General features: G+C 72.1%; 26 protein-coding genes and 1 pseudogene. 18 read left to right on the plus strand and 9 right to left on the minus strand.

Going from position 1 to position 26398, the window contains the following annotated elements; genetic code table 11:
• The first annotated feature begins 65 nt into the window (after positions 1-65).
• The 7 genes from OG552_RS20095 (at position 66) to ygfZ (ending at position 6795) form a co-directional block, all read left to right on the plus strand.
• On the plus strand, positions 66-833 hold the full coding sequence (locus OG552_RS20095) for a hypothetical protein (RefSeq protein ID WP_329134865.1): 768 nt from the start codon (positions 66-68) through the stop codon (positions 831-833).
• 142 nt (positions 834-975) lie between these two features.
• Complete coding sequence (locus OG552_RS20100) at positions 976-1914, plus strand: hypothetical protein (RefSeq protein ID WP_329134867.1); 939 nt, start codon at positions 976-978, stop codon at positions 1912-1914.
• On the plus strand, positions 1911-3035 hold the full coding sequence (locus tag OG552_RS20105) for a hypothetical protein (protein WP_329134869.1): 1125 nt from the start codon (positions 1911-1913) through the stop codon (positions 3033-3035). The genes OG552_RS20100 and OG552_RS20105 overlap by 4 nt, the downstream gene beginning before the upstream one ends.
• Positions 3035-4471 carry a hypothetical protein gene (locus OG552_RS20110; RefSeq protein WP_329134871.1) on the plus strand — a complete coding sequence of 479 codons (1437 nt, stop codon included), beginning with the start codon at positions 3035-3037 and terminating at the stop codon, positions 4469-4471. The genes OG552_RS20105 and OG552_RS20110 overlap by 1 nt, the downstream gene beginning before the upstream one ends.
• 233 nt (positions 4472-4704) lie before the next feature.
• Positions 4705-5268, plus strand: a complete 564-nt coding sequence (locus OG552_RS20115) for an FABP family protein (RefSeq protein ID WP_329134873.1) — start codon at positions 4705-4707, stop codon at positions 5266-5268.
• 34 nt (positions 5269-5302) lie between these two features.
• Positions 5303-5806, plus strand: coding sequence for a Fur family transcriptional regulator (locus tag OG552_RS20120; RefSeq protein WP_329134875.1), 504 nt, complete (start codon positions 5303-5305; stop codon positions 5804-5806).
• Positions 5807-5826: 20 nt separating this feature from the next.
• Complete coding sequence (gene ygfZ, locus OG552_RS20125) at positions 5827-6795, plus strand: CAF17-like 4Fe-4S cluster assembly/insertion protein YgfZ (RefSeq protein WP_329134878.1); 969 nt, start codon at positions 5827-5829, stop codon at positions 6793-6795.
• Between the two features lie 128 nt (positions 6796-6923).
• Here the strand turns inward: ygfZ and dtd are convergent, their stop codons facing one another.
• Complete coding sequence (gene dtd, locus OG552_RS20130; RefSeq protein ID WP_329134880.1) at positions 6924-7349, minus strand: D-aminoacyl-tRNA deacylase; 426 nt, start codon at positions 7347-7349, stop codon at positions 6924-6926.
• A 324-nt stretch (positions 7350-7673) separates the two neighbouring features.
• On the opposite strand from dtd, the gene OG552_RS20135 reads away from it, so the two are divergent.
• Positions 7674-8264 (plus strand): RsiG family protein, encoded by a 591-nt coding sequence (locus OG552_RS20135; RefSeq protein ID WP_329134882.1) that lies wholly within the window; start codon positions 7674-7676, stop codon positions 8262-8264.
• 538 nt (positions 8265-8802) lie between these two features.
• Entirely contained in the window at positions 8803-10056 is a 1254-nt protein-coding gene (locus OG552_RS20140; RefSeq protein WP_329134884.1) for a GNAT family N-acetyltransferase, read from the plus strand.
• A 70-nt stretch (positions 10057-10126) separates the two neighbouring features.
• Here the strand turns inward: OG552_RS20140 and OG552_RS20145 are convergent, their stop codons facing one another.
• Complete coding sequence (locus tag OG552_RS20145) at positions 10127-10279, minus strand: hypothetical protein (protein WP_329134886.1); 153 nt, start codon at positions 10277-10279, stop codon at positions 10127-10129.
• A gap of 318 nt (positions 10280-10597) precedes the next feature.
• Between OG552_RS20145 and OG552_RS20150 the strand changes: the two genes are divergently transcribed.
• From OG552_RS20150 to OG552_RS20165, 4 genes are all read left to right on the plus strand, one after another.
• Complete coding sequence (locus OG552_RS20150; protein WP_329134888.1) at positions 10598-11470, plus strand: winged helix-turn-helix domain-containing protein; 873 nt, start codon at positions 10598-10600, stop codon at positions 11468-11470.
• Between the two features lie 14 nt (positions 11471-11484).
• Complete coding sequence (locus OG552_RS20155) at positions 11485-12207, plus strand: HAD family hydrolase (protein ID WP_329134890.1); 723 nt, start codon at positions 11485-11487, stop codon at positions 12205-12207.
• A gap of 148 nt (positions 12208-12355) precedes the next feature.
• A complete protein-coding gene (locus OG552_RS20160; protein ID WP_329134892.1) occupies positions 12356-13264 on the plus strand; it encodes a GntR family transcriptional regulator in 909 nt (302 codons plus the stop codon).
• A gap of 830 nt (positions 13265-14094) precedes the next feature.
• Entirely contained in the window at positions 14095-14673 is a 579-nt protein-coding gene (locus OG552_RS20165; protein ID WP_329134893.1) for an HAD family hydrolase, read from the plus strand.
• Positions 14674-14713: 40 nt separating this feature from the next.
• On the opposite strand, the gene OG552_RS20170 is transcribed toward OG552_RS20165, so the two are convergent.
• Positions 14714-15124, minus strand: coding sequence for a GNAT family N-acetyltransferase (locus OG552_RS20170; RefSeq protein WP_329134894.1), 411 nt, complete (start codon positions 15122-15124; stop codon positions 14714-14716).
• Positions 15125-15206: 82 nt separating this feature from the next.
• On the opposite strand from OG552_RS20170, the gene OG552_RS20175 reads away from it, so the two are divergent.
• Both OG552_RS20175 and OG552_RS20180 read left to right on the plus strand, forming a co-directional pair.
• Positions 15207-15437: a dihydrodipicolinate synthase family protein gene (locus OG552_RS20175; RefSeq protein WP_329134895.1), complete on the plus strand. Its 231-nt coding sequence runs from the start codon at positions 15207-15209 to the stop codon at positions 15435-15437.
• Positions 15438-15873: 436 nt separating this feature from the next.
• A complete protein-coding gene (locus OG552_RS20180; RefSeq protein ID WP_329134896.1) occupies positions 15874-16929 on the plus strand; it encodes an aspartate-semialdehyde dehydrogenase in 1056 nt (351 codons plus the stop codon).
• 236 nt (positions 16930-17165) lie between these two features.
• On the opposite strand, the gene OG552_RS20185 is transcribed toward OG552_RS20180, so the two are convergent.
• Entirely contained in the window at positions 17166-18533 is a 1368-nt protein-coding gene (locus tag OG552_RS20185) for a M14 family zinc carboxypeptidase (RefSeq protein WP_329134898.1), read from the minus strand.
• Positions 18534-18867: 334 nt separating this feature from the next.
• Here OG552_RS20185 and OG552_RS20190 point away from each other — a divergent pair, with 334 nt between their 5' ends.
• Positions 18868-19992, plus strand: a complete 1125-nt coding sequence (locus OG552_RS20190; protein ID WP_329140959.1) for a ThiF family adenylyltransferase — start codon at positions 18868-18870, stop codon at positions 19990-19992.
• Between the two features lie 230 nt (positions 19993-20222).
• Here the strand turns inward: OG552_RS20190 and OG552_RS20195 are convergent, their stop codons facing one another.
• Positions 20223-21491 (minus strand): M14 family zinc carboxypeptidase, encoded by a 1269-nt coding sequence (locus OG552_RS20195; RefSeq protein WP_329134900.1) that lies wholly within the window; start codon positions 21489-21491, stop codon positions 20223-20225.
• A gap of 248 nt (positions 21492-21739) precedes the next feature.
• Entirely contained in the window at positions 21740-21967 is a 228-nt protein-coding gene (locus OG552_RS20200) for a hypothetical protein (protein WP_329134902.1), read from the minus strand.
• A 130-nt stretch (positions 21968-22097) separates the two neighbouring features.
• Here OG552_RS20200 and OG552_RS20205 point away from each other — a divergent pair, with 130 nt between their 5' ends.
• Positions 22098-23027 (plus strand): aldo/keto reductase, encoded by a 930-nt coding sequence (locus OG552_RS20205; RefSeq protein ID WP_329134904.1) that lies wholly within the window; start codon positions 22098-22100, stop codon positions 23025-23027.
• Positions 23028-23034: 7 nt separating this feature from the next.
• Here OG552_RS20205 and OG552_RS20210 read toward each other — a convergent pair whose 3' ends face one another.
• Both OG552_RS20210 and OG552_RS20215 read right to left on the minus strand, forming a co-directional pair.
• On the minus strand, positions 23035-24132 hold the full coding sequence (locus tag OG552_RS20210) for a MerR family transcriptional regulator (protein WP_329134906.1): 1098 nt from the start codon (positions 24130-24132) through the stop codon (positions 23035-23037).
• A 156-nt stretch (positions 24133-24288) separates the two neighbouring features.
• Positions 24289-24620 (minus strand): annotated as a pseudogene (locus tag OG552_RS20215) (deoxyxylulose-5-phosphate synthase).
• Positions 24621-24689: 69 nt separating this feature from the next.
• Here OG552_RS20215 and OG552_RS20220 point away from each other — a divergent pair.
• Entirely contained in the window at positions 24690-25295 is a 606-nt protein-coding gene (locus tag OG552_RS20220; RefSeq protein ID WP_329134908.1) for an AAA family ATPase, read from the plus strand.
• 209 nt (positions 25296-25504) lie between these two features.
• Here OG552_RS20220 and OG552_RS20225 read toward each other — a convergent pair whose 3' ends face one another.
• Positions 25505-26230: a DUF2071 domain-containing protein gene (locus tag OG552_RS20225; RefSeq protein ID WP_329134910.1), complete on the minus strand. Its 726-nt coding sequence runs from the start codon at positions 26228-26230 to the stop codon at positions 25505-25507.
• Between the last annotated feature and the right edge of the window lie 168 nt (positions 26231-26398).

A 26398-nucleotide genomic window follows, 5' to 3' on the forward strand; every position in this document is an offset into this window, starting at 1 on the left:
AGCAGATCCGTGTGCTCGGCACACACCCGTGCGCACGCGCGTACGACGTCGCCCGGGGGGGCTCTGTGGAACACAACGACGACGGCACCCGTCGTCGCCGCGGCAGGCTGTTCGCCACCGTGGCCGGCGTGGCCGTGCTCGCGGCGGTGGCGGCCGGGGCGGTGCTCGTCTCCGACCCGTCCAGCGCGGCACCGGCCGCGTCCGTACCGGCGCCCACCAGGGCGGGCGGTTCGGCGGCGCCGGCTCCGACCGCGACTGCGACACCGACGGCGGCACCCGCCGCGACCGGGACGACGGCGCCCGCCGCGGCCCACGCGGCCGGGCGGGTCGAGAACGGCGTGCACACCGGTGACCTGCGGTATTTCCTGGCGCCACCGCCGGCCGGCGCCGATGTGTACGGGGACCGCGCCGGTTCACCGCTCACCGCGGACGACATCGCCGTCACCGCCACCGACGAGTCCGCCGCCCGCGCGGCGCTCACGGCGTACGGATTCCGCGACGGCGCCTACCGCACGTATCTGACCGCCGACGGGGTCCGCGAGGTCACCGTCAAGCTGATCCGCTTCGCCGGACCCGGCCAGGCCGCCGCGTACGACGCCCAGCAGCGCGGCGAGGGCGCCCAGGGCACGGAGATCCCGCTCGGCGCGGACTACCCGGCCCGTGCGTACCACCTGGCGTCCGGCTCCGACGAGAGCACGGACACGGTGCTCGTCGACTCCTACCAGGGCGATGTCCACATCACCCTCACCGTCACCGGCGGCAGGACGCCGGCCGGCACGCAGCTGCGCGACCTGCTCGACGCGCAGTACCAGCGCCTCAGGACGGGTCACTGACCCGTCCGGGCACGCGTCCGGAGCCCATGTCCTGCGGGGCTTCGCGCGCTTTCCGCACTTCTTGAGCTCTTGAGCTTCTTGCGCTTCCTGAACCCGCACGTCCCGAACTTTTCCGTTTTCCCCGCATCCAGTGGAGCACCCCTTGTCCCAGGACACCCCTGTGCCGGACCCCGACCCGGATCCGGTGCCACTTCCGGTGCCACTTCCGGCGCCCGACGCGGCAGCCGAGCCGGCCGCTGAGCGCGGCGCCGAGCCCGGCGTGGTGGCGGAGGCTTCGACCGGCACGGGCGCCGTTGCCGTTGCTGTTGCCGAAGCCGCGCCGGACGCCGAGGCCGAGGCCGAAATCGCGTCCGAGGCCGTACCGGTCCCCGCCAAGCCGCGCCGCCGCGGTCGTACGACGCTGCTGATCGCCTGCGCCGCCGTGCTGGGCGTACTGGCCGGCGGCGGACTCGGTTACCGCATCCAGCAGCAGCGGACGCCGACACCGCTGCCGCCGCTCACCGGCCCCATGCTCGCGCAGCCCAAGGGCGCGGGACCGGCCGCCCCCGTACTGCCCGCCGCCCAGGACCGTGACGCGATTTACGGCGGTGACCTGCTGAAACTCCTCACGCCCGAGCCGAAGGGCGCCAAGGAGTACGAAGCCTCCTGGATGACGCTGGCCGAGTATGCGAGCTACTGGACCGAGCCGGCCGACAAGTTCGAGGAGTTCGCCCGGGACCAGTTCCAGCGCGCGGTGTCCGCTCACTGGATGGGCCCGCACGACCTGAACTACGACGTCAGGATCCTGCAGTTCCGCGACGACACGAGCATGGAGGCGAGCTCACTCTTCACGGACCAGTCCGGCAGCATCGGCATCTACGACGGGGAGCAGGGCAGCGACGTCGACATCCCGGGCACCGTCCACGGCTACGTGTGGCCGTCCGGCCGGGCGGAGAGCGACGACGACTACGGGCCGTACTACGAGGGCCGCGCCCTGGCCGAGGTGGGCAACCTGGAGATCGAGGTCTTCGTGGGGTCCTCGCACAAGGTGAAGATCTCGGACGTCATGCCCGTGATCACGAAGCAACTGGAGCGGCTGTGACCGACGAGACCCCCACCCAGCCGCCTGCGGCGGGCACACCGGACCCGGCGCCGGTGCCGGACCCGCCGGCGGTGGCCCCCGCCCCGGGCGTACGGGAGGCGGCGTCCGCGCCTGACCCGGCTCCTGAGGGCCCTGCGCCGGACGTACCGGTGGCGGTGCGGGCCGTATCGGAGGCGCCGCCACAGGCGGACGTACCGCCTGTGGCGTCAGCGCTGGACAAACCGCTCGCGGCGCACGCACTGGAGGCGCCGGCTGTGCAGCCGGTGCCGGACGTGCCGTTTGCGGCGGGCGCGCCGGAGATGCCGTACGCGGCGACCGTGCCGGGTCTGCCCGCGGCGGACGTACCCGTTGCTTACGGGATCCCGCAGGCGCCGGCCGTGCGGCCGAGGCGGCGGCTCGCGCTCGGGCTTGCTGTCGCGCTCGTGGTGGTCCTGGTGGGCGGCGGCGTCGGCTACGCGGCGCTGCGGAACGGCGGAGGCGACGACGCCAAGCCGTCGGCGACCCCGTGGGCCGCGCCGACGCCGACCGCGACCAAGGCGTTCGGCGCGAAGTCGGGCGGCAGCCACTACGGCAGCCTCAGCCTCATGCTGCTGCCCGTGCCGTCCGGCTACATGCCGGGGCCCGACGTCCACCAGTACGGCAACGACACGGTCCTCGACACCAAGCAGGCGACGGACGTCATGGAAGGCGACGTCAGCGACCTGTCGAAGAAGGAGCGCAAGGAGCTGACCGCCGAGATCACCGCGATGCACATCGAGGGCGCGGGCCTGCGGACGTACAGCAGGACCGACGGAGAGCTGATCGTCCAGATGGAGCTGGTGCAGATGAGGAACAAGGAGGCGGCCCGCGCCGAGACGGAGTTCTTCGGCTCGCTGAAGAAGTTCCTCGACGACGGCGGCAAAGCCCCGAAGGTGAAGAACTACCCGCACGCGGTCTGCGTGGTGATGCCGAAGGACCTCGCGGTCACCACTGACCTCGACTCGATGACCTGCCAGGCCACCGAGGGCGACATCGTCGTGACCATGACCGCCAACGGCCCCTCACCGATGGACCGCGACGAGGCGGCGGGGCTGCTGAGCAAGCAACTGGACCGGATCAAGGACCCGGGAGAGGCCGTCTGATGCCCGAACTCACCCCCGAGCGGGCGCCTGCGTCCGCCACCACCGACGCGCTCCCCGACCCGGCCCCGGCGGCCACCAAGACCCTCCCGCCGCCCGACCCCGACCCGGCGCCCGCCGACCCGAAGCCGTCGGTCGCCGACACCCCGGCGGCCCCGGCCGCTGCTGCCGAGGCCGAGCCCGAGCCCGAGCCCACGGTCGCCGTAACCCCGGCCCCGGCTGCCGAGTCCCCGGCGTCTGCCGACGCTGAGCCCGAGGCCGAGCCGGCGTCTGCCGCGCCGAAGCCGTCGGTCGCCAATACGCCGGCGGTCCCGGCCGCTGCTGCCGAGGCCGAGCCGGCTGCTGCCGAGCCGGAGTCCGCGGTTGTCGTAGCCCTGGCTGCCGCCGAGGCAGAACCCGGGGTCGCCGTGAGCCCGGCCCAAGCTGCCGAATCCCCGGCGTATGCCGAACCCGCGGCGGCTGCCGCAGCCGAGCCCCCGGTCGCCGTGACCCCGGCAATTCCTGCCGTACCCCCCGCGCCTCCGGCCATGCCCCCCGTACCCCCCGTACCCCCCGTACCCCCCGTACCCCCCGTACCCCCCGTACCCCCCGTACCCCCCGTACCCCCCGTACCCGAAGGGTTCCGTGGGGTGCCCTTCGCGCTTCCGGCGCTTCCGGCGCTGCCCGGAGACGTGCCGGGCAGGGCGAAGGCGCCGCGCCGCAAGCTGCGGGCGGCGCTGCGGTGGACCGCTGCCGCGCTCGTGTTCGCCGTGCTCGGCGCCGGCACCGCGTACGCGGTGACCCGGCCCGAGCGGACGAAGATCCCCGGGCTGAAGACCGCCGACGACGGGCGGTGGACCTTCCCCCCGCTCGCGCTGCCGAAGCTCCCCGCGGGCAAGCCGCGACCGCTGGACGCCAAGGCGAACCCCGGCGGCCACCACTACGCCGACATCCGGTCGCTGCTGCTGCCCGCGCCGGAAGGTGCCCGCAGGGAGCCGGGGCTGCCCGGGAAGTCCGGCTGGCTGCCGGTCGACGACTTCCTGAAGCTGTACGCCATCGACGCCGGAACCGCCGGCACGCTGAAGTCCTCCCTCAAGGAGGGCGGCCTGCGGCACATCGCCGCCGAGGGCTGGACCATGCCGGACGGCACCCGAACCGAGATCTACTTCCTGCAGTACATCAGCCAGCCGTACCAGGAGTCGGTCAGCGAAGGCGTCCAGTTCGAGGACCTCAAGGGCGTCAAGGAGCACAGCCTGGACGAGACGGTGAAGCCGTCCCTCCTCCCGAAGTCGGTCACCGCCGACGTCCACCTGGAGACCCGCCCGGACGCCGAGGCGTCGCGGTACGCGTACCTGCACGCCGGTGACATCGACGCCCTGGTCGTCCAGACCCGGAAGGGCTCGATCCCCGAGGTGCCCTTCCAGCAGACCGTCCGGCTCCAGGCCCAGCTGCTCGGCTGACGCCCCGCGGCGCCCCCGGGCCCGGGGGCGCCGCACCTCACCCGGCCTGGCCGCGCCCACCGCGGGGCCGCGCACTAGACTCGTGCGCGGCCCGACCGCCAGCCCCGCCCGACCGAGGAGCACGTCCGTGGAAATCCAGTACTACTTCGACGCCCTGCTCATCCTGGTCTGCCTGGGCGTCGCCGTCTTCGCCTTCTACGCGGTGAAGAAGCTCTACCAGGGCCAGCGCTGACATGATCGAGATCCCTTCCGACCTGCACCCCGAGCTGGTGCCGCTGGCCTTCCTGCTCGGCCGGTGGACGGGAGCGGGCGTCCACGACTTCCCCGGCGCCGAGAAGTGCAACTTCGGGCAGGAGGTCACCTTCACCCACGACGGCCGGCCGTTCCTGGAGTACACCTCGCACACCTGGGTGCTCGACGCGGACGGCAAGAAGGTCCGCCCGCTGGAGAGCGAGACCGGCTACTGGCGGATCGACTCCGAGCGCAAGGTCGACGTGACCACCACCCGCGACGAGGGCGTGGTGGAGATCTGGACCGGTGAGCTGGCCGAGGGCAAGCCGCAGGTCGACCTGGTGACGGACGCGGTGGCCCGGCTGCCGGTGGCCTCCGAGTACAACGGCGGCAAGCGCCTCTACGGCTACGTCAACGGCGACCTGATGTGGGTGGGGGAGAAGAGCACCCCTTCCGTGCCGCTGCGCCCGTACATGTCGGCCCATCTCAAGCGTGTGGTGGACCCGCGGGAGTGGGCCGCCGACCTCAAGGACCTGCCGGACGACGGGATCGCCTTCTTCAAGTGAGGCCGTGCCCAAGGCACGGTCCTACACTGGCCGGGTGGCGACCACCGACTGGAAGAGCGATCTGCGGCAGCGCGGCTACCGGCTGACCCCGCAGCGGCAACTGGTCCTGGAGGCTGTCGGCACGCTGGAACACGCGTCGCCCGACGGCATCCTCTGCGAAGTGCGCAAGACCGCGTCCGGGGTCAACATCTCCACGGTCTACCGCACCCTGGAGTTGCTGGAGGAGCTGGGCCTGGTCACCCACGCCCACCTCGGACACGGCGCGCCGACGTACCACCTCGCCGACCGGCACGACCACATGCACCTGGTGTGCCGGGACTGCGACAAGGTCACCGAGGCGGATGTGGAACTGGCCGCGCCGCTCAAGGACGGTTTGCGGGAGCAGTTCGGCTTCGAGACGGACATGAAGCACTTCGCCATCTTCGGCCGCTGCCGCGACTGCGCCGGCAAGGCGGCGAAGGCCGCGGGGACGGCCGGCGCCCCCGCCAGGAGCGGGTCGGCCGCGCAGGAGCCGCCTGGCCACGGGCCACGGGACTGACGAGTCGTACGCTTGACGGCATGACGAAGAGCCCTTTGCTGTCGCTGCCCGGCGCTGTCCCCGCAGAAGGCCCTGACGAAGGAGTCGCCGCGCACTACGGCGACCTCTTCCGCGAGCAGCGCGCGCTCGCCGACGGCACCGGTTTCGTTGACCTGTCCCACCACGGTGTGGTGACGGTCTCCGGAGCCGACCGCTTGCCCTGGCTGCATCTGCTGCTCACCCAGCACGTGGAGAACCTGGCGCCGCACATCGCCACCGAGGCGCTGATCCTGTCCGCCCACGGCCACATCGAGCATGCCCTCTACCTGGTGGACGACGGCTCCACCACCTGGATGCATGTCGAACCCGGCACCCAGGAGGCGCTGCTGGCCTACCTGGAGAGCATGAAGTTCTTCTACCGGGTCGACATCGCCGACGCCACCGACGACTACGCGGTGGTCTTCCTGCCCGCCGGCTCCATCACCACCGTGCCCGCCGAGTGGGCAGTCCGGGAGACGCCGTACGGCCGGGACGTGTTCGTGCCCCGCGACCGGCTGGAGTCCTTCGCCGCCGAGGCGGGTCCGCCGGTCGGGGTGCTCGGCTACGAGGCGCTGCGGATCGAGGCGCACCGCCCGCGGCTCGGCCTGGAGACCGACCACCGGACGATCCCGCACGAGCTGGGCTGGCTGGAGACGGCGGTCCATCTGCAGAAGGGCTGCTACCGCGGTCAGGAGACGGTCGCCCGGGTGCACAACCTGGGCCGCCCGCCGCGCCGGCTCGTCTTCCTGCACCTGGACGGCAGCGATGTGCACCTGCCGCCGCACGGCACGCCGGTGCGGATCGCCGAGGAGGGCCCCGACGGCCGCGCGGTCGGCATCATCACCTCGTCGGCCCGGCACTGGGAACTCGGCCCGATCGCGCTCGCCGTGGTGAAGCGGAACACTCCGGAGCGGGCGACGCTGCTGGCGGAGGACACGGCGGCCGCGCAGGAGACGGTCGTCGCGCCGTAGGGGCCGGGTTTGTGCCGCGACCGCGTGACCAGCGGTGACCAACGGTGACGCGCCGGTAAGGGCCAGGCTCCCGGTGAGCGGTCCTTACCGGGCGCCGTGAGCGGTCCTTACCGGGCGTCCTGCGGCGCCTAGATGTCGATCACCACGGTGAACGGTCCGTCGTTCGTCAGTGACACCTTCATGTCGGCGCCGAACACCCCGGTCGCGACGGTCGCGCCCAGCCCCCGTAGCTGGGCGACGACCTCGTCGACCAGCGGTTCGGCGACATGGCCGGGGGCGGCGGCGTTCCAGGTGGGGCGGCGCCCCTTCCGGGCGTCGCCGTAGAGCGTGAACTGGCTGACCACGAGGAGCGGTCCGTTCACGTCCGAGCACGACTGCTCGTCCGGCAGGATCCGCAGCGTCCACAGCTTGCGGGCCAGCAGCGCCGCCTTCTCCTTGGTGTCGTCGTGGGTGACCCCCACCAGGACGCACAGCCCCGGCCCCTCGATGGCGCCGACCGTCTCCCCGCCGACTACGACATCCGCCTGACTCACCCGCTGGGCCACCGCTCGCATGGCCCCATTGTCGCGGGTGCCGTCCGCCGTCCCTCACACGGGTGAGGGGGCGCGCGGTGGAAGCGCGCCCGCGCCCGGTCGGCGGCCTCGCACAACTGTTGCGACGGCCGTTCGGGTGCAGAGTCGCTGCGGGGTACGAGCGGCAGGTGGCAGCATCGAAACCTGGCGGCGCACGCGCCGTCAGGAGGGGTGACGACAGGCATGACCACATCCGGGGCTGGAGAGACTTCCCGCACCGCAGTACCACCATCCACAGCGGCGTCCGGCAGCGCGGCCGTTCCGACGGCTGCCGCACCGACGGCGCCCACCAGGAAGGGCCACCGCATGCTGAAGGCCGACGCGCTGGGTCCGATCCGTCCACCCGCCCCCCGCGGCCCGCTCGGGGAGAACACGGAACCCGAGCTGGGCACGCTGGATCTCGTCGCCGTGCGGACGCTGCGCCGCGACGCCCAGCAGGAGGAAGCCGACCTCTCGTACCTGCGGCGCATGCTGCACGGCCGGATCGACATCCTCCGGGCCGAACTGGCCCGCCGCGGCGCCCCGGGCGGCGGCGTACCGGCGGGGGAGCCGGCCGGCGGCCCCGAGGGTCCTGTCGTCAACCGGCTCTCCGAGATCCTGACCGACGGCCCGTCCCTGGCGCGGTCCTCGGCCCGCCACGTCACCCTCGGCACACCACTGACCGAGCGGGTACGGCAACTGGCCGAGGAGATGCTCTGCGAGGTGGAGCTCTCCGACCTGGAGGCGCGCACCGACCCGGAGCTGCAGGCGGCGAAAGCCCGGCTCGTCCGCTACGAGCAGGAGGTCTCCCGCCGCCGGCAGACCCTCCAGCGGACGGTCGACGCCTGCTCGGCGGAGATCACCCGCCGCTACCGCGAGGGCGAGGCCCACGTGGACGACCTCCTGACAGAACCCTGACCTGACCCCGGGCCCCGGGCCCAGCCCCGGACCGGGCCGGCGGCTCCTGACCTCGGACCGGCGCCGACCCTCGGACCTCGGACCGGGCCGGCGGCTCCCGGCTCCGGACCGGCCGCCGACTCTCGGCCCCCAGACCCCGGACGGAACCGGCTCCCGGCCGCCGGGACGCGCTGGCGGACCCGGCCGCCCGGACCGGACCGGTGGGGTGGGTGCGACCCCTGGCTCTGGCATCAGGCCGGGGGCCGGCAGGCGCTGTTGGCCGGGACGTCCCGCGGTGGTCCCCGGCCTGGATCGTTGGCCGGTGGGTTTGGTCACGGTGCTGGGCGGGACCGGCCGCCTTGGCGCGCCGGCCGCCGGGCTCGGCCGGAACGGCCGACGGCGGCGCTGCGGCGGGCCGTTCGGCCGGGGCGGCCTCCGGGGCCGGCCGGAAGGGCCGACCGCCACGCCGCGGTGGGCCGCACCGCCGGGGTGGGAGGCACGCTCGGCTCTGGGTCTTATTGGGGTGCGGGCCCGCGGGGGGCCGCAATAGCGTGCGGGGATGAGCCTTGAGATCCGATCGCCGGCCGAGTCGGACGTCCCCGACTGGATACGGGCCCTGAACGTCGGCTTCCACCGCTCCCCTTCGGTCGCCGAGGGGGAGACGGCGATGCGCCGCCCGATGCTGGACCTGGAACGGACCCAGGGCGCGTTCGACGAGGGCCGCTGCGTGGCGACCTTCCGGAGCCTGCCGCAGGAGCTCACGCTCCCCGGCGGGGGCCTGCTGACGGCCTCGGCGATCACCAACGTCTCGGTGACCGCGACCCACCGGCGCCGCGGACTGGCCGGCAGGATGATGGCCACGGACCTGGCCGCCGCCAAGGAACGCGGCGAGGCGGTGTCCATCCTGGTCGCCGCCGAGTACCCGATCTACGGCCGGTACGGCTTCGGCCCGGCGACCTGGGTGACGGGCTGGGAGATCGACATCCCCCGGGCCGCGCTGGACCGCCGCTACGCCGGGCCGGACGACGGCGGCCGGGTGGACATCGCCACGGCCGCCGAGGTCCGCAAGGCCAGCCCCGCGCTCTTCGACCGCGTACGGCTACGCACCCCCGGCACCATCAAACGCTCCCCGCTGTGGTGGGAACGGACCACCGGCCAGACGGTGTTCCCCTCCGACGGGCCCTGGACCGAGCCCTTCTTCGCCTTCTACCGCGGCGCCGACGGCCGGATCGACGGCCTGGCCTCCTGGGAGATCTCCGAGAGCCACTGGCAGGACAAGCTGCCCACCGTCGAGGCGAAGGTGCAGCAGCTCATCGGCGCCACCCCGGCGGCCGAACGGGCCCTGTGGCGCTTCCTGTTGTCCCTGGACTGGGTGAACCGGCTCACCTCCGGCCTGCGCGCGCCCGACGACGTACTGCCGCTGCTGCTCGGTGACCCGCGGGCGGCACACACCGAGACCCATGCCGACTTCATGTGGCTGCGGGTGCTGGACACCCCGGTGGCCCTCTCGGCCCGCGGTTACGGGGGCGGCCCGGCCGCGCTCGTCCTGGACGTCCAGGACCCGGCCGGCTTCGCGGGCGGCCGCTTCCTGCTGGAGACCGACGCGACCGGCGCCGCCCGGTGCACGCCCACCCCGGCCGCCCCCGACCTGACGCTCTCCGTCTCCGACCTTGCCTGCCTCTACCTCGGCGACGAGTCCCCGGTCCGGCTGGCCGCGCTCGGCCGGATCACCGAACACCGTGCCGAAGCGGCGCGGACCGCGGACACGCTCTTCCGCACTCCTCGCCGCCCGTGGTGCATCGACGTCTTCTGATCGTTCGAACCCTTGCCGCGTGCAGCCGGCCCCGGGTGGACCGGCCGGCCCCGCGGGTTCTTCGCCGGCCTTACTGAGCCAGCAGGACGGCCAGCGCGGTGAGCCCGATGACCGTGCAGGTGGTGTTCCGCGACTTGTGTCCCAGGGTGACGAAGCCGAGCGCCAGCATCCCGGCCGCGCCGTACCGCCACTGAACCAGCTGCTCGAATGCGTATGCGCACAAACTGAGAGCCAGCATTGTTCCCCCTCCAATCCGGACCTCGGTGGCTTGAGCGGGCCATCCGGTCGTCCAGTACTCAGTGTGAACCGAAGAGAGGTGGGCGAGGAGCAGGCAACCGCGTCTGACCTGCACATTCTTGAGAGCACAGAGCGGTATAACCTCGCGGAGGTGACCGCATGTACCCACTCAAGTCGACGCGCATGGGGGTGCTTCGATCAAGCGACCCACGCAACTCCGGCGCACCCGACCGGATTTGACTGGGCGATGTACGGGTTGGTCAGTCAACCTGCCTGAATTGACTGGCACGGGTATCTTCTTGTCATGGAGTTGGACGCAGCGAAGAACAACGGTGTGGCCTCCTACAAGTCGATCGCGAATACGCTGCGTGCGGAGATCGAAACGGGTGTCCATCGAGTGGGCGAGAAGCTTCCCACCCAGGAGAGCCTCGTGCGTCGTTTTGCCGTCTCCAGGCAGACCATCCAGCGCGCGCTGAAGGAACTCGAGCGTGAGGGCTACGTAGACTCGATCCAGGGGAGGGGGTCGTACGTACAGGCGCGGGTGAGTGGATCTCCGGGACTGAGGCGCGCCTATGGTCTGGCTGACGCATTGCTGAGTGATCATCTCGTGACGGCGTTCGCCGCCGCCCATGTGCGGATCGACGCGTATTCGCTGACGGCAGAGACGCTCAACCAGACGATCGGACAGATGCTCATCCAGATCCGGAACGGCGCGATCCAACCCAAATCGATCAGCATTCGGGCAATTCTCGCGGATCCGGATGAAACATTGCTGGTCGGACTACCCGTGCACGACCGCTCCGACGCTCGCACGCGTCAGCGCATTGCTGATTTGCTCCGTGGACAGGCGTCCATCCTGCGACATAATTTCGTGAGCATCTACAACTTGGTGCCCGAGGTATCAGTAGCAGTCAAGACGCTTGCTGCTACGCCGCTGGTCAAGATGTATCTCCTCAACGGTACTGAGCTCCTTCACGGGTACTACAAGTTCGAGGAGCAGGACGTCCTGGTGGACGAGGGGACGGGGGAGACAGTACGTGCCTACGATGCCTACGGCCTCCAGTCGACGCTCTTTCATTACTCGTCACTCGGGGTCGCGGAGGACTCATCCTCGGCGGTTCTGCTCCGACACACCCAGGAGTGGTTCGACTCGCTCTGGCAAACCGTCGCCAGATAGTCGAGACTCGATGAGTGACACCCTCACCCCGCGCCAAGATCCACGAAGTGCAGTCTTCCTCGGCGGACGAGGCAGCGCCGTCCCGGGTTCGTGAACTGTTCGAAGCAGCCACGTGCGTAATCCTTGACTTCGACGGCCCCATCTGTCAGGTGTTCGCCGGGCGCCCGGCCGCCGGTGTGGCGGAGCGGATGCTCGACTGGCTGGTCGACCGCGAGATGCAGTTCTACTCGAACGACCGGCCCGACGATCCCATGCAGATCTTGCTCGATGCCGGCAAGAAGCTGCCTGTTGCCGATGTGGAAGACCTTGAACAATGGCTTGCTCATGAAGAGATGTTGGCAGTTGACACCGCGCAAGCGACTCCCGGTGCCGAAGCGGTGATCAGAGCCTTGGAGGCAGAAGGCCGAAGGCTGGCGATCGCTTCGAACAACGCCCACGAGGCAATTACGCGGTACAACCGACGCGCCGCTCTCAGCACTTACTTCGGAGGGAATGTACATGGCCGGGCGGCCAATCCGGCGCTGATGAAACCCAATCCGGACTGCGTGCGACGCGCGCTCGAGTCGACCGGTGCCAAGGCTGCGGAGAGCCTCCTGATCGGAGATTCGCCGAGTGACTACGTGGCGGCTCACGACCTAGGCGTCGCCTTTCTCGGCTTCGGCGGCTCCGGTCCGCTCCGAGCGGAAGCGGGGATCGAAGACGTGGTGAACTCGTGGGAGGCGATCTTCCCTGCGTGAGCGCTTGCGACCCGTCAGGTCCGCCTTGAAGAGTTCGATTCGCTCAGCTCTCCGAATCGAGTTGGATGACTCTTGGTTGTGATCGGTGCGAGGCCGTCATATCGGGTTCGAACACCCGATTTCCGTTGAGAAGTTGTAACGTTGCTCCGTGGACGCGCGCGACGACGACACGGTCACCGGCAACGACCAGCTCCCTCCCTACCTGCGCATCGCCGACGTACTGCGCGGCGAGATCACCGACGGCGTCTTCCGGGTCGGTGAACGCATCCCCTCCCAGGCGGAGTTGGAAGAGCGCTTCCAGGTGTCCCGCCCCACCGTCCAGCGCGCGCTCCAGGAACTCCGCAAGGGCGGCTACATCGACAACCAGCGGGGCCGCGCCGCCGAAGTCCTCGACTGGGATGCCCAGAACGCGGTGCTCCCGGCGGCCGGCGAACCCGAGCGGGCCTTCGAGGCGCTGACCACCTACGTGTCCGCGGCCTTCGAGGAGCCCGAGGTCACGATCGACGCCTACTCGCTCACCAGCGAGACCCTCGGCGGCGCCCTCGCCTCCCCGCTGCAGAGCGTGATGACCGGCGAACTCAACCCCACCGCCATCCGGGTCCGCCTCCTCCTCCCCTCCCAGGACGTCACGCTCGCCCTCCCCCGCCTGGTCGAGGACTTCACCGACGACCGCCCCCTGCGCCGCCTCCGCCAGCTCGCCCGGGCGCACTCCATAGCCCTGCGCAGCTCCTTCACCCGGCTGACCGACGTACGGCCCGACATAGTGAATTCCATCGAGTTCCGCACGGTGCCGGTGACGCCACTGCAGAAGATCTACATCCTCAACGGCCGCGTGAGCCTGTGGGGTTACTACAAGGTCGTCCAGCGTCCGCTCACCTTCAGCGACGGCTGGCAGGGCGACATCTACGACACCCTCGGCGTCAACAGCACGCTCTACATGTCCCGCAGCGACCCGGCCAACCCGGCCACCAACGACGCCCGGTTCGTGGCCGAGTCGCAGGAGTGGTTCGACGCGCTGTGGGACACCATCGCCGAGCCGGTGACGATCTTCGAGTGAGACCCGCGTGCAGCCTTACGGATCGGGACTCAGCGATGCGCCAGAAAGATCAGCGCGACGAAAATGCCGCCGGCGCGGTAGAACCGGGCGGGCTGAGTCTCTTCAGCGCGAGCCTGAGCGACAGCAGCGCCCCCCGACTTGCCGGCCACGTCTTGGTACCTGCACAGGTTTAGCTACGGAACAGATACCGACCGGCTGACATGGCGAAGCCGGTACCGGAAGCCAGGCCCGCTCACGAGGCGTTCCAGGCCGAGGAGGTCACTTCGACGTCCACTGTGAGCTATGGCCCCAGTCCGTAACACTGCGGTCGCTGCAGCCATCCAAGGGGGCCCGTCTCGCGATTTGGCAACTGATCGATGACGTCGCCGACGAACGCACGAGGCGTAGGCTCCGGGAGTTGCTGGGGACCAAGATCGTCGCGTTGCGCAGCAGCCTTCGCCGTGGAGCGTGCTCTGGACCCTGCGCCCAAGGCATCCATTGAGATCGCAGGCGCCGCCCCAACACCAGTCCCCAAGCTCCTACTGCTCAACGGTATGGACGAGCTCTTCTGGGAACGGAATTCGTGGCCGGAATCCGGTCATCGGTTCGAATCGCTCTCGCCGCTCCGTGGGAGGCGTGAACCATCACAAAGCTCGGCTTGGACTTTACGGGTCCCTCTCGCTAAGGGTCTCCCCACCGCAGAGACTGGTGGGGTGACACGTCCCTACGACGGACCCTCCGAGTCCGCTCTTCGAGCCCTGCTGGCACGTGCCGAGTGCCTACTGCTGGACTTCGACGGACCCATTTGCCGTCTCTTCTCGGGATACCCGGCGGCCGCCATAGCGGAGACCATGACGGAGCACGCTCGCAAGCAAGGGGGCCCTGACGCGCTTCCGCTCGCCGGCACCGACCCCCATGCGATGCTGCGGACCCCGATGCGCGCCGAGTTGGCGGCGGATCTGGAGCTTCTGCTGGCGGAAGCCGAGGTGGTGGCGGCCCGTACGGCGAAACCGACGCCGTTGGCCGACCGGTTCATCCGGTCCGCGGCGGCCGGCGGCCGGCGGCTCGCCATCACGTCCAACAACGCGCCGCTCGCCGTGGAGACCTACCTTGAGAGGCATGACCTCGACATCTACTTCCAAGGGCGCGTCTTCGGACGCGACACCAAGGACCCGGCCTTGATGAAACCGCATCCCGACTGCCTGCTGCGGGCGCTCGACGCACTGGATGTACGGCCTGGGCAGGCCCTGATGATCGGTGATTCCGCCCCGGACGCGGCAGCAGCGAAGGCCGCGGGCGTTCCCTTCCTCGGCTATGCACGCAGCCCCGACCGGGTGGCACGGCTGCGGACCGTAGACCCGCACCCGGTGGTCGTCGGTATGCAGGTGCTCGTCGCGGCAGTCGAAGACGTTGCTGCACCGAGCAACTGAGCCCAGCCGTCGCCTCCCGCCGAGCTGATGGCGGGTGCGTTCACCGCAGCCCGAGGGACATCCACTTCTCCGGGTCGGCGAGGGGCTCGAAGCCGACCTTGGCGTAGACACCGTGCGCGTCGGCCGTGGCCAGCAGGATGCGGCGCAGGCCGTGCGGGGCGAGGTGGTCGCGGACCGCGGTGACCAGATCGGTGCCGAGGCCGTTGCCGCGGGCCGCCCGGTCCACGTAGACGTCGCAGAGCCAGGCGAAGGTGGCGAGGTCGGTGACGACGCGGGCGTAGGCGTGCTGTTCGCCCGTCGCCTGGTGGTAGGCGCCGAAGTTGAGCGAACCGGCTATCGCGGCTTGCTGTTTGGCGAGGGGGCGGTCCAGCGCCCAGTAGGCGTCGGTGGAGAGCCACTGGTGGATGCGGGGGACGTCGAGGCGGGCCGGGTCCGTGGAGATCTCGTACATGGGCGGGAGTGTAGGGCTGCTTAATCGTCCGTGCAGGACAATTAACTGGACCTTCGCGGTGGACGGGGTCAGACTCGCGGACATGATCCAGGTACCGCTGATCACGCCGTTCGGCACCGACGGCCTGGTCGACACCCGCGCACTGGAGACGCTCGCCCGCCAGCTGGTGGCAGACGGCGCCTCCGGACTCGTCGCCCTCGGCACCACCGGAGAACCGACCGCCCTGGTGACCGTGCCGTCGTTCACCCGGCCGGGAGCAGCGGGTGTCCTCGCCCATTTCCGTGAACCGGCCGCGGCCGGCCCCGCGCCGTGATCGTCCACTACGTGCCGTACCGCACCGGGCAGCCGCTCGCCGCCGCGCTGTTCCGGGCGCCGAACCCCGCGGTTGTCAAGGCGCTCCTTCACGCTCACGGCCGTATACCCACGCCGGACGTCCGGCTTCCGCTGCTCCCCGCCACCCCGGAACAGCTCCGGTTCGCCCGAACGGCCGAAGCGGCCCTGCCTCCGGGCCGGGCCCGGGACGCGGGGGCCGACCGGGACCGGACCGAGGAAAGCGGCGCTGACCTGGCCCGGAGCCCTGGCGTCGGTGCCGTTCTCGGCGCTGGACTCGCCGGAGGCGGCCCCGGGCGTCTCGTCACCTGAAATCACATGCTGTCCACCTCGCGGCCCGAGGGATACTCGAACGGGCGGGCACACCAGCGCCGCCGGCGGGACACCCGGCGGGCGCGACCAGATCGGAGAGAGACCGGATGAGGATCGGAATCGTCGGCGCGACCGGACAGGTCGGCGGGGTCATGCGCAAGGTGCTGGCCGAGCGGGATTTCCCGGTGACGGAGCTGCGGCTCTTCGCCTCCGCACGGTCCGCCGGGCGGAAGCTCACCTGGGAGGGCGCCGGCAGCGTGCCCGCGGGTGAGATCGCCGTGGAGGACGCCGCCACCGCGGACTACAGCGGCCTGGACATCGTGCTCTTCTCGGCAGGCGGCGCCACCTCCCGTGAGCTGGCCGAGAAGGTGGCCGCCCAGGGCGCGGTCGTGATCGACAACTCCTCCGCCTGGCGCCGTGACCCCGAGGTGCCGCTGGTGGTCTCCGAGGTCAACCCGCACGCGCTGGCCGACCGTCCCAAGGGCATCGTCGCCAACCCGAACTGCACCACGATGGCCGCGATGCCGGTGCTGCGCCCGCTGCACGAAGAGGCCGGGCTGGTCGCGCTGGTCGCCACCACCTACCAGGCGGTCTCCGGCTCCGGCCTGGCCGGCGTCGCCGAACTGCACGGCCAGGCGGTCAAGGTCACCGAGAACGCGGACCGGCTCACCTTCGACGGTGCCGCGGTGGACTTCCCCGCGCCGTCCGTCTACGCCCGCCCGATCGCCTTCAATGTGCTCCCGCTCGCCGGGAACATCGTGGACGACGGCAGCTTCGAGACCGACGAGGAGCAGAAGCTCCGCAACGAGTCGCGGAAGATCCTGGAGATCCCGGACCTGAAGGTGTCCGGCACCTGCGTACGGGTGCCGGTCTTCTCCGGGCACTCGATCCAGGTCAACGCGCGGTTCGCCCGGCCGATCAGCGTCGAGCGGGCGTACGAACTGCTGGCGGGCGCGCCCGGCGTCGAACTCTCCGAGATCCCCACCCCGCTGCAGGCCGCCGGCCGGGACGCCTCCTACGTGGGCCGGATCCGGGTGGACGAGACGGTGGAGAACGGCCTGGCACTCTTCCTCTCCAGCGACAACCTGCGCAAGGGCGCCGCGCTGAACGCGGTGCAGGTGGCGGAGCTGGTGGCGGCCGAACTGAGCACCGCCAAGGTCTGAGCGGGGGCCGTTCCGGCCGCTGAGGACGGGTGCCGGCCGCGGAACCGCCCGCGGGACCGCCTGCGGGACCCCCAGCGGAACCGCCCGCGACCGTGGGCCGCAGGACCCCCGGCCGGCCTGCGCCCGCCGGGACAGGCCCGCCCGCCGGTTCGGGGCGGGCACCCCCGGCGCGCGGTCCCGCTCCCGGTTCAGGGCGGGCACGTCCCGGCGTGCCCACCCGCCCCCACCAGCGCCCCCTACTCCTCGTTGAGCAGGCGGAACGTGGCCAGGACCGTCTCCGACTGGAGGTCCACCTGGTCAGGGACCGGCACCCACGCAAGGGCGTGGCCCGCCGCCAGGTCGTCGGACCAGCGGGTGAGCTGGCGTTCGCACTGCAGGCGGACCCGGGTGCGGGCGGTGGCCGGGAGACGTTCGCCGGGAAGCAGGACCGCGTCGGGGAGACTGCCGAGGAGCCGGAGCAGCGTGCCGGTCGCACGGAGCGATATCCGGCGGGCCGCGATGTCGAGGGCGGTCAGGTGGGCCCGGGTGAGCGGCACGGGCGAGGGGTGCAGCCGGTCCCAGTCGTCGGCGATCTGCGGGCAGATCCCGGTGAGGTCCTCGGCGATCCGCAGCAGCGTGGCACGCTCACCCGGCACCCCACTGGCCGGCCGGGCCCAGTCCGCCGGCGGCCGGCCGGAGCGCGGCCCGTCGGTGCCGGGGGGCGGCAGCAGCGGCCGTACCTGGTCCAGCAGCATCGTGACCTGGGCGGACTGGTGGCGCAGCAGCGTGGCGAGGTGGTGCAGGGCGCGGGCCGGGTCCGGGTGCGGGTCGGTGTCGGCGACCTTGCCGCTCGCCCACATCGGCACCTCGAAGAGCGCGGTCATCCCGCCGTACGCGTGCGGCTGGATCCAGGTCGAGCGGTTGACGTCCTCCGGGAGGCTGTCGAACTGCGCCGGCCGCCCCGGTTCCGGCATCACATAGACGCCGGGCCCGGAGACGGTCCAGTACAGCGCGTCGTACGTACCGGTCTGGACCGGCACATCACGTTCGGCGGAGAGCTTGCCCAGGGGTTCGGCCAGGCCCGGCAGGTCACGGGTGAGCTGGATCCAGGAACCGCCGAGGTCGTTGCCGTGCAGCGAGCACTGCAGGAAGGGCCGTAGCTCGTCGATCAGCTCGATCAGCACCCGGGACTCGGGGAGTTGGTCGGCCGGGTCACGGACCGACGGCGCCCACTCGGGCTGTTCGTCGGCGGGCGGCCGGTAGGAGTGCCGGAAGTGCGCCGCCGGCGTACGCCGCACCGCGGGACCCTCCTCGCTGCGGACAGTGCCGTCCGGGTCGAGGCAGAGCAGGAAGTGCCAGGTGGCGTCGGCGCGGGCGTGCAGCCAGGGGTCGGCGGCCACCCGTTCGGCGAGCCGCAGCGCGGTCGCCGAGCCGACGCGCTCGTCGGAGTGCGGCCCGGCCACCACCAGCACATTGCGCCGGCCGCGCCCATAGCTGAGCAGGTGCAGGGGCCTGCCCTCACGGGATCTGCCGATCTCCCGCAGGGTGCACTGCCGCGGGTGGAAACGGGCGAACGCGGAGGCCGCTGCGGCGACCCCCGCGACGCTCGGATACGCGTCGGCCATCGCCGATGTCACGTGCCGTTGGAGTTGCTGTCGCCGGTGGTCTCCTTCTTGTCCAGTGGGCGGATGACGATGATGGCTGCCACGAGAGCTCCTCTCTGTACAAGTCGGCTGCGGCGCAGGGTAGTTGACGGATTACCCGCAGTCGCCCCACGCCTTGCCAAGGCTGCGGCGGGCCAGCGACAGTGTCAAGGGGGAAACGTTGGCGGGGGAGGTTGACGTGGGCGCACTGCACGGTGGGGACGACGAAGAGCCGGGCGCCAGTGCGTGCGGGGGTACGGGGACGGGCTTGGACCCGGGCGGCGCGGAGGCGGTGGCGCCGTTGCGCAGACCGCGGATCAAGCCCGAGCACCGCCCGTACCGCACGGTGGACGGCAACGTCCGGATCGGCAGCGTGATTTACGGCATCGGCGCGGAGATCGCCGATCCGGACGGCTGGATCTGGGCTCTCACCGAGGCGATGGACGGCACCAGAACCGTGGCGCAGATCGCCGCCGAGGTGACCGGGCGGCACCCGGTGGTGGAGCCCGGCACTGTACGGTCGGCGATCGGTGAACTGCGGGCGGCCGGCTTCGTGGAGGACGCGGCGGCGCCGCTGCCGCCCGGGCTCGGCGACCGCGACCCGGTCCGGCACGCCCGCGGGGTGGCGCTGCTGCGCTGGATGGACCTCAGCCCGCGGGCGAGCCCGTGGCAGGCGCAACTGCGATTACGCCGGGCCCGGGTGGTGGTCCTGGGGGTCGGCGGTACGGGCGGGGCCGCCGCGCAACTGCTGGTGGCCTCGGGGGTGGGGCGCCTGCATGTGGTGGACCCGGACGTGGTGGAACTCTCCAACCTCAACCGGCAGATGCTCTACCGCGAGACGGACATCGGCAGCCTGAAGGCCGAGGCCGCGGTGGCCGCACTGCGGTCGCTCAACTCCGATGTGACGGTCACCGGTGAACCACGGGAGATCCGCGGCCCGGCGGACCTCGCGCGGCTGCTCGGCTACGGCGAGGGCGTGCCGTACGACCTGCTGGTGCTCGGCGCCGACCGGCCGCCGGAGATCCGCCGCTGGGCCAACCGGGTCTGCCTCGACCTCAAGCTCCCCTGGGTGGAGGGCGGTTACCGCGGACCGCTGATCACCGCCGGCGTGCACGTACCCGGCGACGGCCCCTGCTGGGAGTGCCTGCGGGCGGGCGAGGCCGAGCGCCGCGACCTGCGCCTCGCCCCCGGCCAGGACGAGGAGGCCGCCTCCCCGCGGATGCCCTGGAACCCGGCGAGCGCGGTCACCGCGGCTCTGTCCGGCACCCTGGTCGCACACGCCGCCCTCGCCCTGCTCAGCGGCGTCCCGCCGATGGAGCCCGGCTTCCGTTACGGCATCAACCTGATGGCGCTCGGCGACCCGGTGCTCCAGCGCCACCCCCGCCGCCCGGCGTGCCCGGCCTGCGGCCCGAACCGCAACCGGACACGCGACCTCAACTGACCGCCAGGCGTGACGCGTTCGGAGTGCCCGCCCGAACGGCTTTGCGGACCGGTCGTGTTCGCACCGCCGACCGTGCTTGACCGGCCGCGTTCCGACCGCCCGCCCGAACAGCCGTGCCGAACAGCCGTGTACGCACCACCGACCGTGCTCGACCGGCCGCGTTCCGACCACCCACCCCAACAGCCGTGCCGAACAGCCGTGTTCGCCGCATCCGTCCCCACCGACCGCTCTCAGCCGAGGCGTTCGACCGTTGCCAGGACCGTACGGGCCTGGAGTTCCGCCTGGGTGCCGACCGGGACCCAGCGGGCGTCCATCGTGGTGACCAGGTCGCGGGCGCCGGCGTCCAGGCGGCGTTCGAGGCGGGAACGGAGCCGCGCGGGTTCGGAGTTGGGGTCGCCGTCGACGGGGACGCGGTGCTGGTCGAGGAGGCGGAGCAGCATGCCCGAGGCGTGCAGCGGTATGCGGCGGCCGGCGATGTCGAAGGCGGCGACCTGGGCCATGGTGAGCGGGGCGGGCGCGTGGTCGGCCAGCGCTTCGTAGCGGGCGGCGAGCCCTTCGAAGGCTCCCGCGGCCTGTTCGGCGCCGCGCAGCATCGGGTCGTCGGCCAGGTCGCCGAGCAGCGCCACCGTCCGTTCCAGCGCGGCGAGGCTCGCCGCGCCGTCCTTGCGCAGCCGGGCCGCGAGCGCGGTGACCGCCTGGCCGGGGTCGGGGTGCGGCGCGGGGTCGGCGATCCGCCGGGTCGCCCACATGGGCACCTCGACCAGCGCGGTCAGGCCGTCGTGGGGGTGCGGGCTGTCCCAGGTGGCGCCGGCGGGATCGGCCGGCCCGGCGTCCGGGCCGCGCTGTGCGGCGCCGGGCGGAAGAACGTACACACCCGGGCCCGGGCTCGCCCAGAACGGCGCCTCGCACGTCCCGATCCGCACGGGGACGTCGAGTTCGGCGGCGTACTTCCCGAACGGCTCCGAGAGGCCCGGCAGATCGGCGGACAGCCGCACGAGGCTGCCGCCCACGTCGGTGCCGTGCAGGGTGCAGCGCAACTCCGGGTGCAGGGCGTCGATCACCGCCGACAGGGCGCGGTTCTCCGGGAGGTGGGCGGCCTGTTCTGGGCAGTCCGTGACGGCGGGCCGGTAGGTGTGCCGGAAGTGGACGGCGGCCGGGCGCTCGCCGGCCGGGCCGGTCTCGTTGAGCACGGTGCCGTCCGGGTCGAGGCAGAGCAGGAAGTCCCAGGTCAGGTCGGCGTCGGCGAGCCGCCGCCGGTCGTGGACGGCCTGTTCGGCGAGCCACCGTACGGTCGCTCCGCCTGCCTGCTGATCCGGGTTCGCCCCGGCCACCACCAGCACGTGCCGGTGGCCGTGGCCCACCGAGAGCAGCCACAGCGGTCGCCCGGCGCGGGACTCGCCGACCAGCCGTATCCGGCACAGGTCGGGGTGGCGGGCGCTGAGGAGGCGGGCCGCGGCGGCGACACCGGACACGGTGGGGTACGCGTCTGGCCCGCGCATGACGGCTCCTCCTCGGCGCGATCCGGTCCGACCTCGCTGTCGGCCCCGGGACCTCCGCCCAACGCCCTCATCTCGGCGTTCGGCACTCAACACCGCGTTCGCGCAGCGGAGTTGACGGCCCTGACAGGGGCCTGAACGGTCCTCCGACGGTCGCGGCGCGCGCACTGCTCAGACTCTGCGGCTCCCCTCCGGGTGTCAAGGGCGTGCCCGGTGCCGCCGGGCGGTGCGGACCGCACGCGGTTGTTCGGCTACCGCAGCGCGTACCGCATCACCACGACCTTGCCGTCCACCGTTCGCGCGTCGCTCAGTTCGAGCGCGGTCCGCTTCCGCCCGTACAGGAACAGATCCGTCCGCTCATCGAACTCCTGTACGTAAGAGGAGAGTTCCGGCCCCATCAGCGGCCAGTCGAATTCTCCCTCCGGCCCTTCGATGAAGCCGTCCACCGACGTGTGCACCAGGTAAACGATCTTCCGCATCTTCATCGCCTCCGCGCTCGTCCCACGGGCGGCCCCGGTGGCCGCCTCACCCTTTACGTCGGCCGGCGCCGCCCCCTTCTCGACAATCTGCCGCGACGAATTCCCGGCCGTGCGTGCGAGACTCGGCGGAATGAGCGCAGAGAGCAACGGAGCAGCGGCCGCCGGGACGTGGCGGCTGGGGGATCTGACCGTCAACCGGATGGGTTTCGGGGCGATGCGGCTGACCGCCGACCCCGGTGGCGGGCCGAGTGACCGGGCGCGTGTGATCGGCGTACTGCGGCGGGCGGTGGAGCTCGGGGTCGACCACATCGACACCGCGAGCTTCTACATCTCGTCACTGCGGTCGGCGAACGAGCTGATCAACAGCGCGCTGGGCGGCCCGTATCCGGATGGCCTGGTCATCACGACCAAGGTCGGGCCGGGGAAGAACGAGTCGGGGGAGTGGACGCCGGCTGCCCGGCCTGACCAGTTGCGCGGCCAAGTGGAGGAGAACCTGCGGCAGTTGGGCCGCGACCAGCTCGACGTGGTGAACCTGCGCGTGAACGGCCCCGACTCGCTCGCCGAACGTTTCGGCGTACTGTCCGAGTTGCGGCAGGCCGGACTGATCCGGCACCTGGGCGTCTCCAACGTCCGCCCCCACCAGCTCGCCGAGGCGCTGGCCATCGCGCCGGTGGTGTGCGTGCAGAACCAGTACGGCCTGGGCCACCGCGGTGACGACGAACTCCTCGCCGACTGCGGTGAGAAGGGCATCGCTTTCGTGCCGTTCTTCGCCATCGCGGGGGCGGGCCGGGAAAGGGGCGCGGGCACCGGCCGGGACAGGGGCGCGGGCGCGGGCGACGGCGCGGCCGGCTCCGACCCGAAGGACGCGGCGCTGTACGACGTGGCCGACGCCCACGGCGCCACTCCCGCACAGATCCGCCTCGCCTGGACCCTGCACCGCGGCCCGCACGTCCTGGCCATCCCCGGCACCGGCAACCCCGACCACCTGGCGGCGAACATCGCGGCCGGCGCGATCCGGCTCACCCCGGAGCAACTGGCCCGGCTCGACGCCCTCGGCTAGCCGCCGCTCACGCGGCGACCACCTCCGCCACCACGTCCGCCACCACACAACTGACGTTGTCCGGGCCGCCGGACCGGTTGGCCAGCGCGACGAGTTCGCGTACCGCCCCGTCCGGGTCGGCGGCCGTACGGACCACCCGGCCCAGGTCGTCCTCCGGCACCACCGTGGACAGCCCGTCGGAGCAGAGCAGGTAGCGGTCACCGGCCTCGGCGTCCTGCAACCGGATGTCGGCGGCCCGGCCGGCCGGGTCCGGATCGCCGCTCAACGCCTTGACCAGCAGGGAGCGTTGCGGATGCGAGGTGGCTTCCTCCGGTGTGAGCCGGCCCTCGTCGACGAGCGACTGGACGAGAGTGTGGTCGTGGGTGATCCGGAAGAGCTCACCGCCGCGCAGCAGATACGCGCGGGAGTCGCCGATGTGGACCAGGGCCAGCTGGGAACCGGTCCACAGCATCGCGGTGAGCGTGGTGCCGACCTTCTGCGGGTCGGGGCCGGCGGCGGCGACGCCCTGGACCGCGCGGCCGGCCAGCTCGACCGCGTCCTCCAGGGCGTTCAGCAGGGCGCCGGCCGGGATGCCGTCGGTCTCCAGCTCCCGCAGGGCGCCCACCGCCCCGGCGGCGGCGCCGGCCCCGCCCGTCCCGAAGCCGTCGGCGACGGCGAGCAGGCGGGAGCCGGCGTAGGCGGTGTCCTGGTTGGTCTCCCGGACCAGGCCCCGGTCGGACAGGGCGGCGTAGCGGATGGCCAGGGGTGCGGTGGTCGATGACATGGTGGGGTCGTCCTTCCGTGACAGGTGCTCGACGAGGAAGGCGGCCAGGTCGCGGCGCGCGGCGGTGTCGGCCTCGACGCGGGCCCAGTACGCCCGGACCTCCCGCGCGGCGTCCCGGGCGTCCAGCGCGCACACCTGCTGGATCCGGGCCAACGGCATCCCGAGCCGCCGCAGCCACGCGACGAGCCGGGCCTGCTCCAACTGCCCCCGCGCGTAGAACCGGTAGCCGTTCACCGGGTCGACCCGCGCGGGTGTCAGCAGCCCCAGCTCGTCGTACAGCCGCAGCGCTTTGGGCGACAGCCGGGAGGCCCTCGCGAAGGCTCCGATGCTCAGCAGCTCCATGTACTCCGCCTCCCCTGCTCTCCCGCTCCCTCGTACCGGGCCCTTCCGGCCCGGCCCCACCGATGCTGGCCCTTTCCCCAAGGTCAAGGTCAACCACGTCGGTCGTTCGACCCTACGACGGGGGACGAGGGGCCCGGCCGGCCGCGGCCCGCCGGATCACCGACCGCTTTCACGGTACGGGTCCCAGCGGACGAGGGGCTCGCCGGTGCGCCGGGAGTTCGCCTGTGCGGTACGTACGTCGCGCAGGGTGCGGGGGCGGTAGCGGGACCGCCGCAGCAGCTCTTGTGAAAGCGGACGCCGGCGTTCAGCACCAGGGCCAGCGTCCGCCAGGCCGCGAGGTCCCGCCGCCGCGGCGGGGCGAAGGCCGACCCCGCATGGATGAGCGGCTCCGCGCAGCGCGGACAGACTCGCCGGTGATCCCCGCGATACGGCTGCTTGTACGAGGCCCGGCACGGCAGGCACACGTACGAGGCTTTCCCGTGCCCCATGCGCCCACCCTGTGAACCCCCGTGCCGGCGGCCCCACGGGATTTCGGCACGGTGCCGTAGCCTCCCGGTGTGACCAGCGGAATCGACGGCGCGACCGGAAAGCGGACCGCCCGCGCGTTCGTGGTGGTGTCCGGCCTCCCGGCCGGCGGGAAGAGCACTCTCGCCCGGGGCCTGGCCGGGCAGCTCGCGCTGCCGGTGATCGACAAGGACGTGATCCTGGAGTCGCTCTACGATTCCCTGGGTGTCGGGGACCAGGACTGGCGGCGCGGGCTGAGCGGCGCGAGCGACGACATCCTGTACGCCCTCGCGGCCGACGCGGGCCGCGCCGTGCTCGACAACTGGTGGCACCACGACACCGCCCCCGCGCGGCTGCACGGCCTGGCCGGCCCCGCCGGCCTCCTGGTCGAGGTCCACTGCGCCTGCGACCCCGCTGTCGCCGCCGAGCGCTTCCGGTCCCGTACCCGTCACCGTGGTCACCTCGACCCCCACCTCACCCCTCAGCAGGTCGCAGACCGCGTGGCCACCATCCGTGCCACCTACCCCGGCCCGCTCCGGCTCGGCGGCCCGCTCCTGACCGTCGACACGACGCGGCCGGCCGACACCGCGGCCGTGGCCGCCCGGGTGGCGGCGTTTCTCGCCACGGGCGGCAGCGGCGAAATCCCCGGTCGGGTCTGACGGCGATCCGAGGCCCGGACACGTTCGCACGCCAGGCCCCCACGTCCCGCTCCCTACGCGCTGCCCCCCGTCTCGGGTGCCCGTCACACGGGGACTTGACGGTTCCGCCGGTGATCGGGAGCGAGTGGAGGGGGCAGGACGTGCGGGGCCGGTGGGTCGGTGGGAGGGATGGTCGCGGGTCCTCGCGCCCCCGGAGGGGGACTCGTTGGTCAGCTCGCGGGCATCGTGGGGAGGGGGTGCCAGTTGGCGGGGACGTTTCGCATGATCAGCGCGCAGTCCAGTGTCGCGGTGCCCGGAGGGAATCGGTTCGGGTCGTCGAAGAAGGACGAGGCGGCGGCGTGGACCCGGCCGGCGTCCACGTGCCAGGCGTCGGTGCGGAGTTCCATGCCGTCCAGGTGGTGGCCGGACCGGGTGGCCGAGAAACCCTTCGTCCCGCGCTGGAAGAAGCGGGAGGCCTCGGCCAGCCCGGTGAAGAGTGCGCTGCCCCGCAGTTCGTCGGCGGGTTCCACGGTGACGTCCACGTGGGTGTGGCCGTCCCGCGTCGCGAGCGCGACCCGCATCCTGCCGGGCGTCTCGCGCACCTCGAAGTCGGCGCGGCCGTGTTCGCCGGGGAAGACGCGGCCGCCGGCCCAGGCGTTGATCCGGGAGGCGGTGTCGCGGCGCGGGATGTAAACGCCGGTCTCCACGCCGTCAGGTCCGTCCCATGCGACCGCGATCCGGTGCGCCGCGTTCTCGCTCCGCAGCCCCAACGCCCCCGGTGCCCAGGCGGGCCGGACCCTTCCCAGGCGCAGCAGGCAGATGCCCGCGACGGCGTATCCCCGCACCAGCTGTGGACGCAGCGGCTCGGGGAGCAGCCGGGCCGCGGCCTCCGGGGCGACCCGGTAGTTCACCAGGAGCCGCCGCTCCACGACGCTGGACAGGTGTGGCTGCCTCATGACCCCTCGTTCCCCGCCGCGGGGGGCGGTGGGCGGTGGTTGGTGGCCGCGGCTCTTCTTCGCCGAAGGCAGGTCAGCACGGCTGTTCGCCTCGCGCGGAAATGTGCGAAGGCCGGCGGCGAAGTGTTCCCACCCCCAACAAGGCGGAAACCGGGGGCACTCCCGCCG

This window comes from Streptomyces sp. NBC_01476 (assembly GCF_036227265.1).
In the GTDB taxonomy this organism is placed as follows: Bacteria; Actinomycetota; Actinomycetes; order Streptomycetales; family Streptomycetaceae; genus Actinacidiphila.

Excerpts from the sequence above, each read along its gene's own strand:
- OG552_RS20110 (WP_329134871.1), top strand. The coding sequence starts at position 3,035 with ATGCCCGAACTCACCCCCGAGCGGGCGCCTGCGTCCGCCACCACCGAC.
- OG552_RS20115 (WP_329134873.1), top strand. The coding sequence starts at position 4,705 with ATGATCGAGATCCCTTCCGACCTGCACCCCGAGCTGGTGCCGCTGGCC.
- ygfZ (WP_329134878.1), top strand. The coding sequence starts at position 5,827 with ATGACGAAGAGCCCTTTGCTGTCGCTGCCCGGCGCTGTCCCCGCAGAA.
- dtd (WP_329134880.1), bottom strand. The coding sequence starts at position 7,349 with ATGCGAGCGGTGGCCCAGCGGGTGAGTCAGGCGGATGTCGTAGTCGGC.
- OG552_RS20135 (WP_329134882.1), top strand. The coding sequence starts at position 7,674 with ATGCTGAAGGCCGACGCGCTGGGTCCGATCCGTCCACCCGCCCCCCGC.
- OG552_RS20140 (WP_329134884.1), top strand. The coding sequence starts at position 8,803 with ATGAGCCTTGAGATCCGATCGCCGGCCGAGTCGGACGTCCCCGACTGG.
- OG552_RS20150 (WP_329134888.1), top strand. The coding sequence starts at position 10,598 with ATGGAGTTGGACGCAGCGAAGAACAACGGTGTGGCCTCCTACAAGTCG.
- OG552_RS20165 (WP_329134893.1), top strand. The coding sequence starts at position 14,095 with ATGACGGAGCACGCTCGCAAGCAAGGGGGCCCTGACGCGCTTCCGCTC.
- OG552_RS20170 (WP_329134894.1), bottom strand. The coding sequence starts at position 15,124 with ATGTACGAGATCTCCACGGACCCGGCCCGCCTCGACGTCCCCCGCATC.
- OG552_RS20175 (WP_329134895.1), top strand. The coding sequence starts at position 15,207 with ATGATCCAGGTACCGCTGATCACGCCGTTCGGCACCGACGGCCTGGTC.
- OG552_RS20180 (WP_329134896.1), top strand. The coding sequence starts at position 15,874 with ATGAGGATCGGAATCGTCGGCGCGACCGGACAGGTCGGCGGGGTCATG.
- OG552_RS20185 (WP_329134898.1), bottom strand. The coding sequence starts at position 18,533 with ATGGCCGACGCGTATCCGAGCGTCGCGGGGGTCGCCGCAGCGGCCTCC.
- OG552_RS20195 (WP_329134900.1), bottom strand. The coding sequence starts at position 21,491 with ATGCGCGGGCCAGACGCGTACCCCACCGTGTCCGGTGTCGCCGCCGCG.
- OG552_RS20200 (WP_329134902.1), bottom strand. The coding sequence starts at position 21,967 with ATGCGGAAGATCGTTTACCTGGTGCACACGTCGGTGGACGGCTTCATC.
- OG552_RS20205 (WP_329134904.1), top strand. The coding sequence starts at position 22,098 with ATGAGCGCAGAGAGCAACGGAGCAGCGGCCGCCGGGACGTGGCGGCTG.
- OG552_RS20210 (WP_329134906.1), bottom strand. The coding sequence starts at position 24,132 with ATGGAGCTGCTGAGCATCGGAGCCTTCGCGAGGGCCTCCCGGCTGTCG.
- OG552_RS20225 (WP_329134910.1), bottom strand. The coding sequence starts at position 26,230 with ATGAGGCAGCCACACCTGTCCAGCGTCGTGGAGCGGCGGCTCCTGGTG.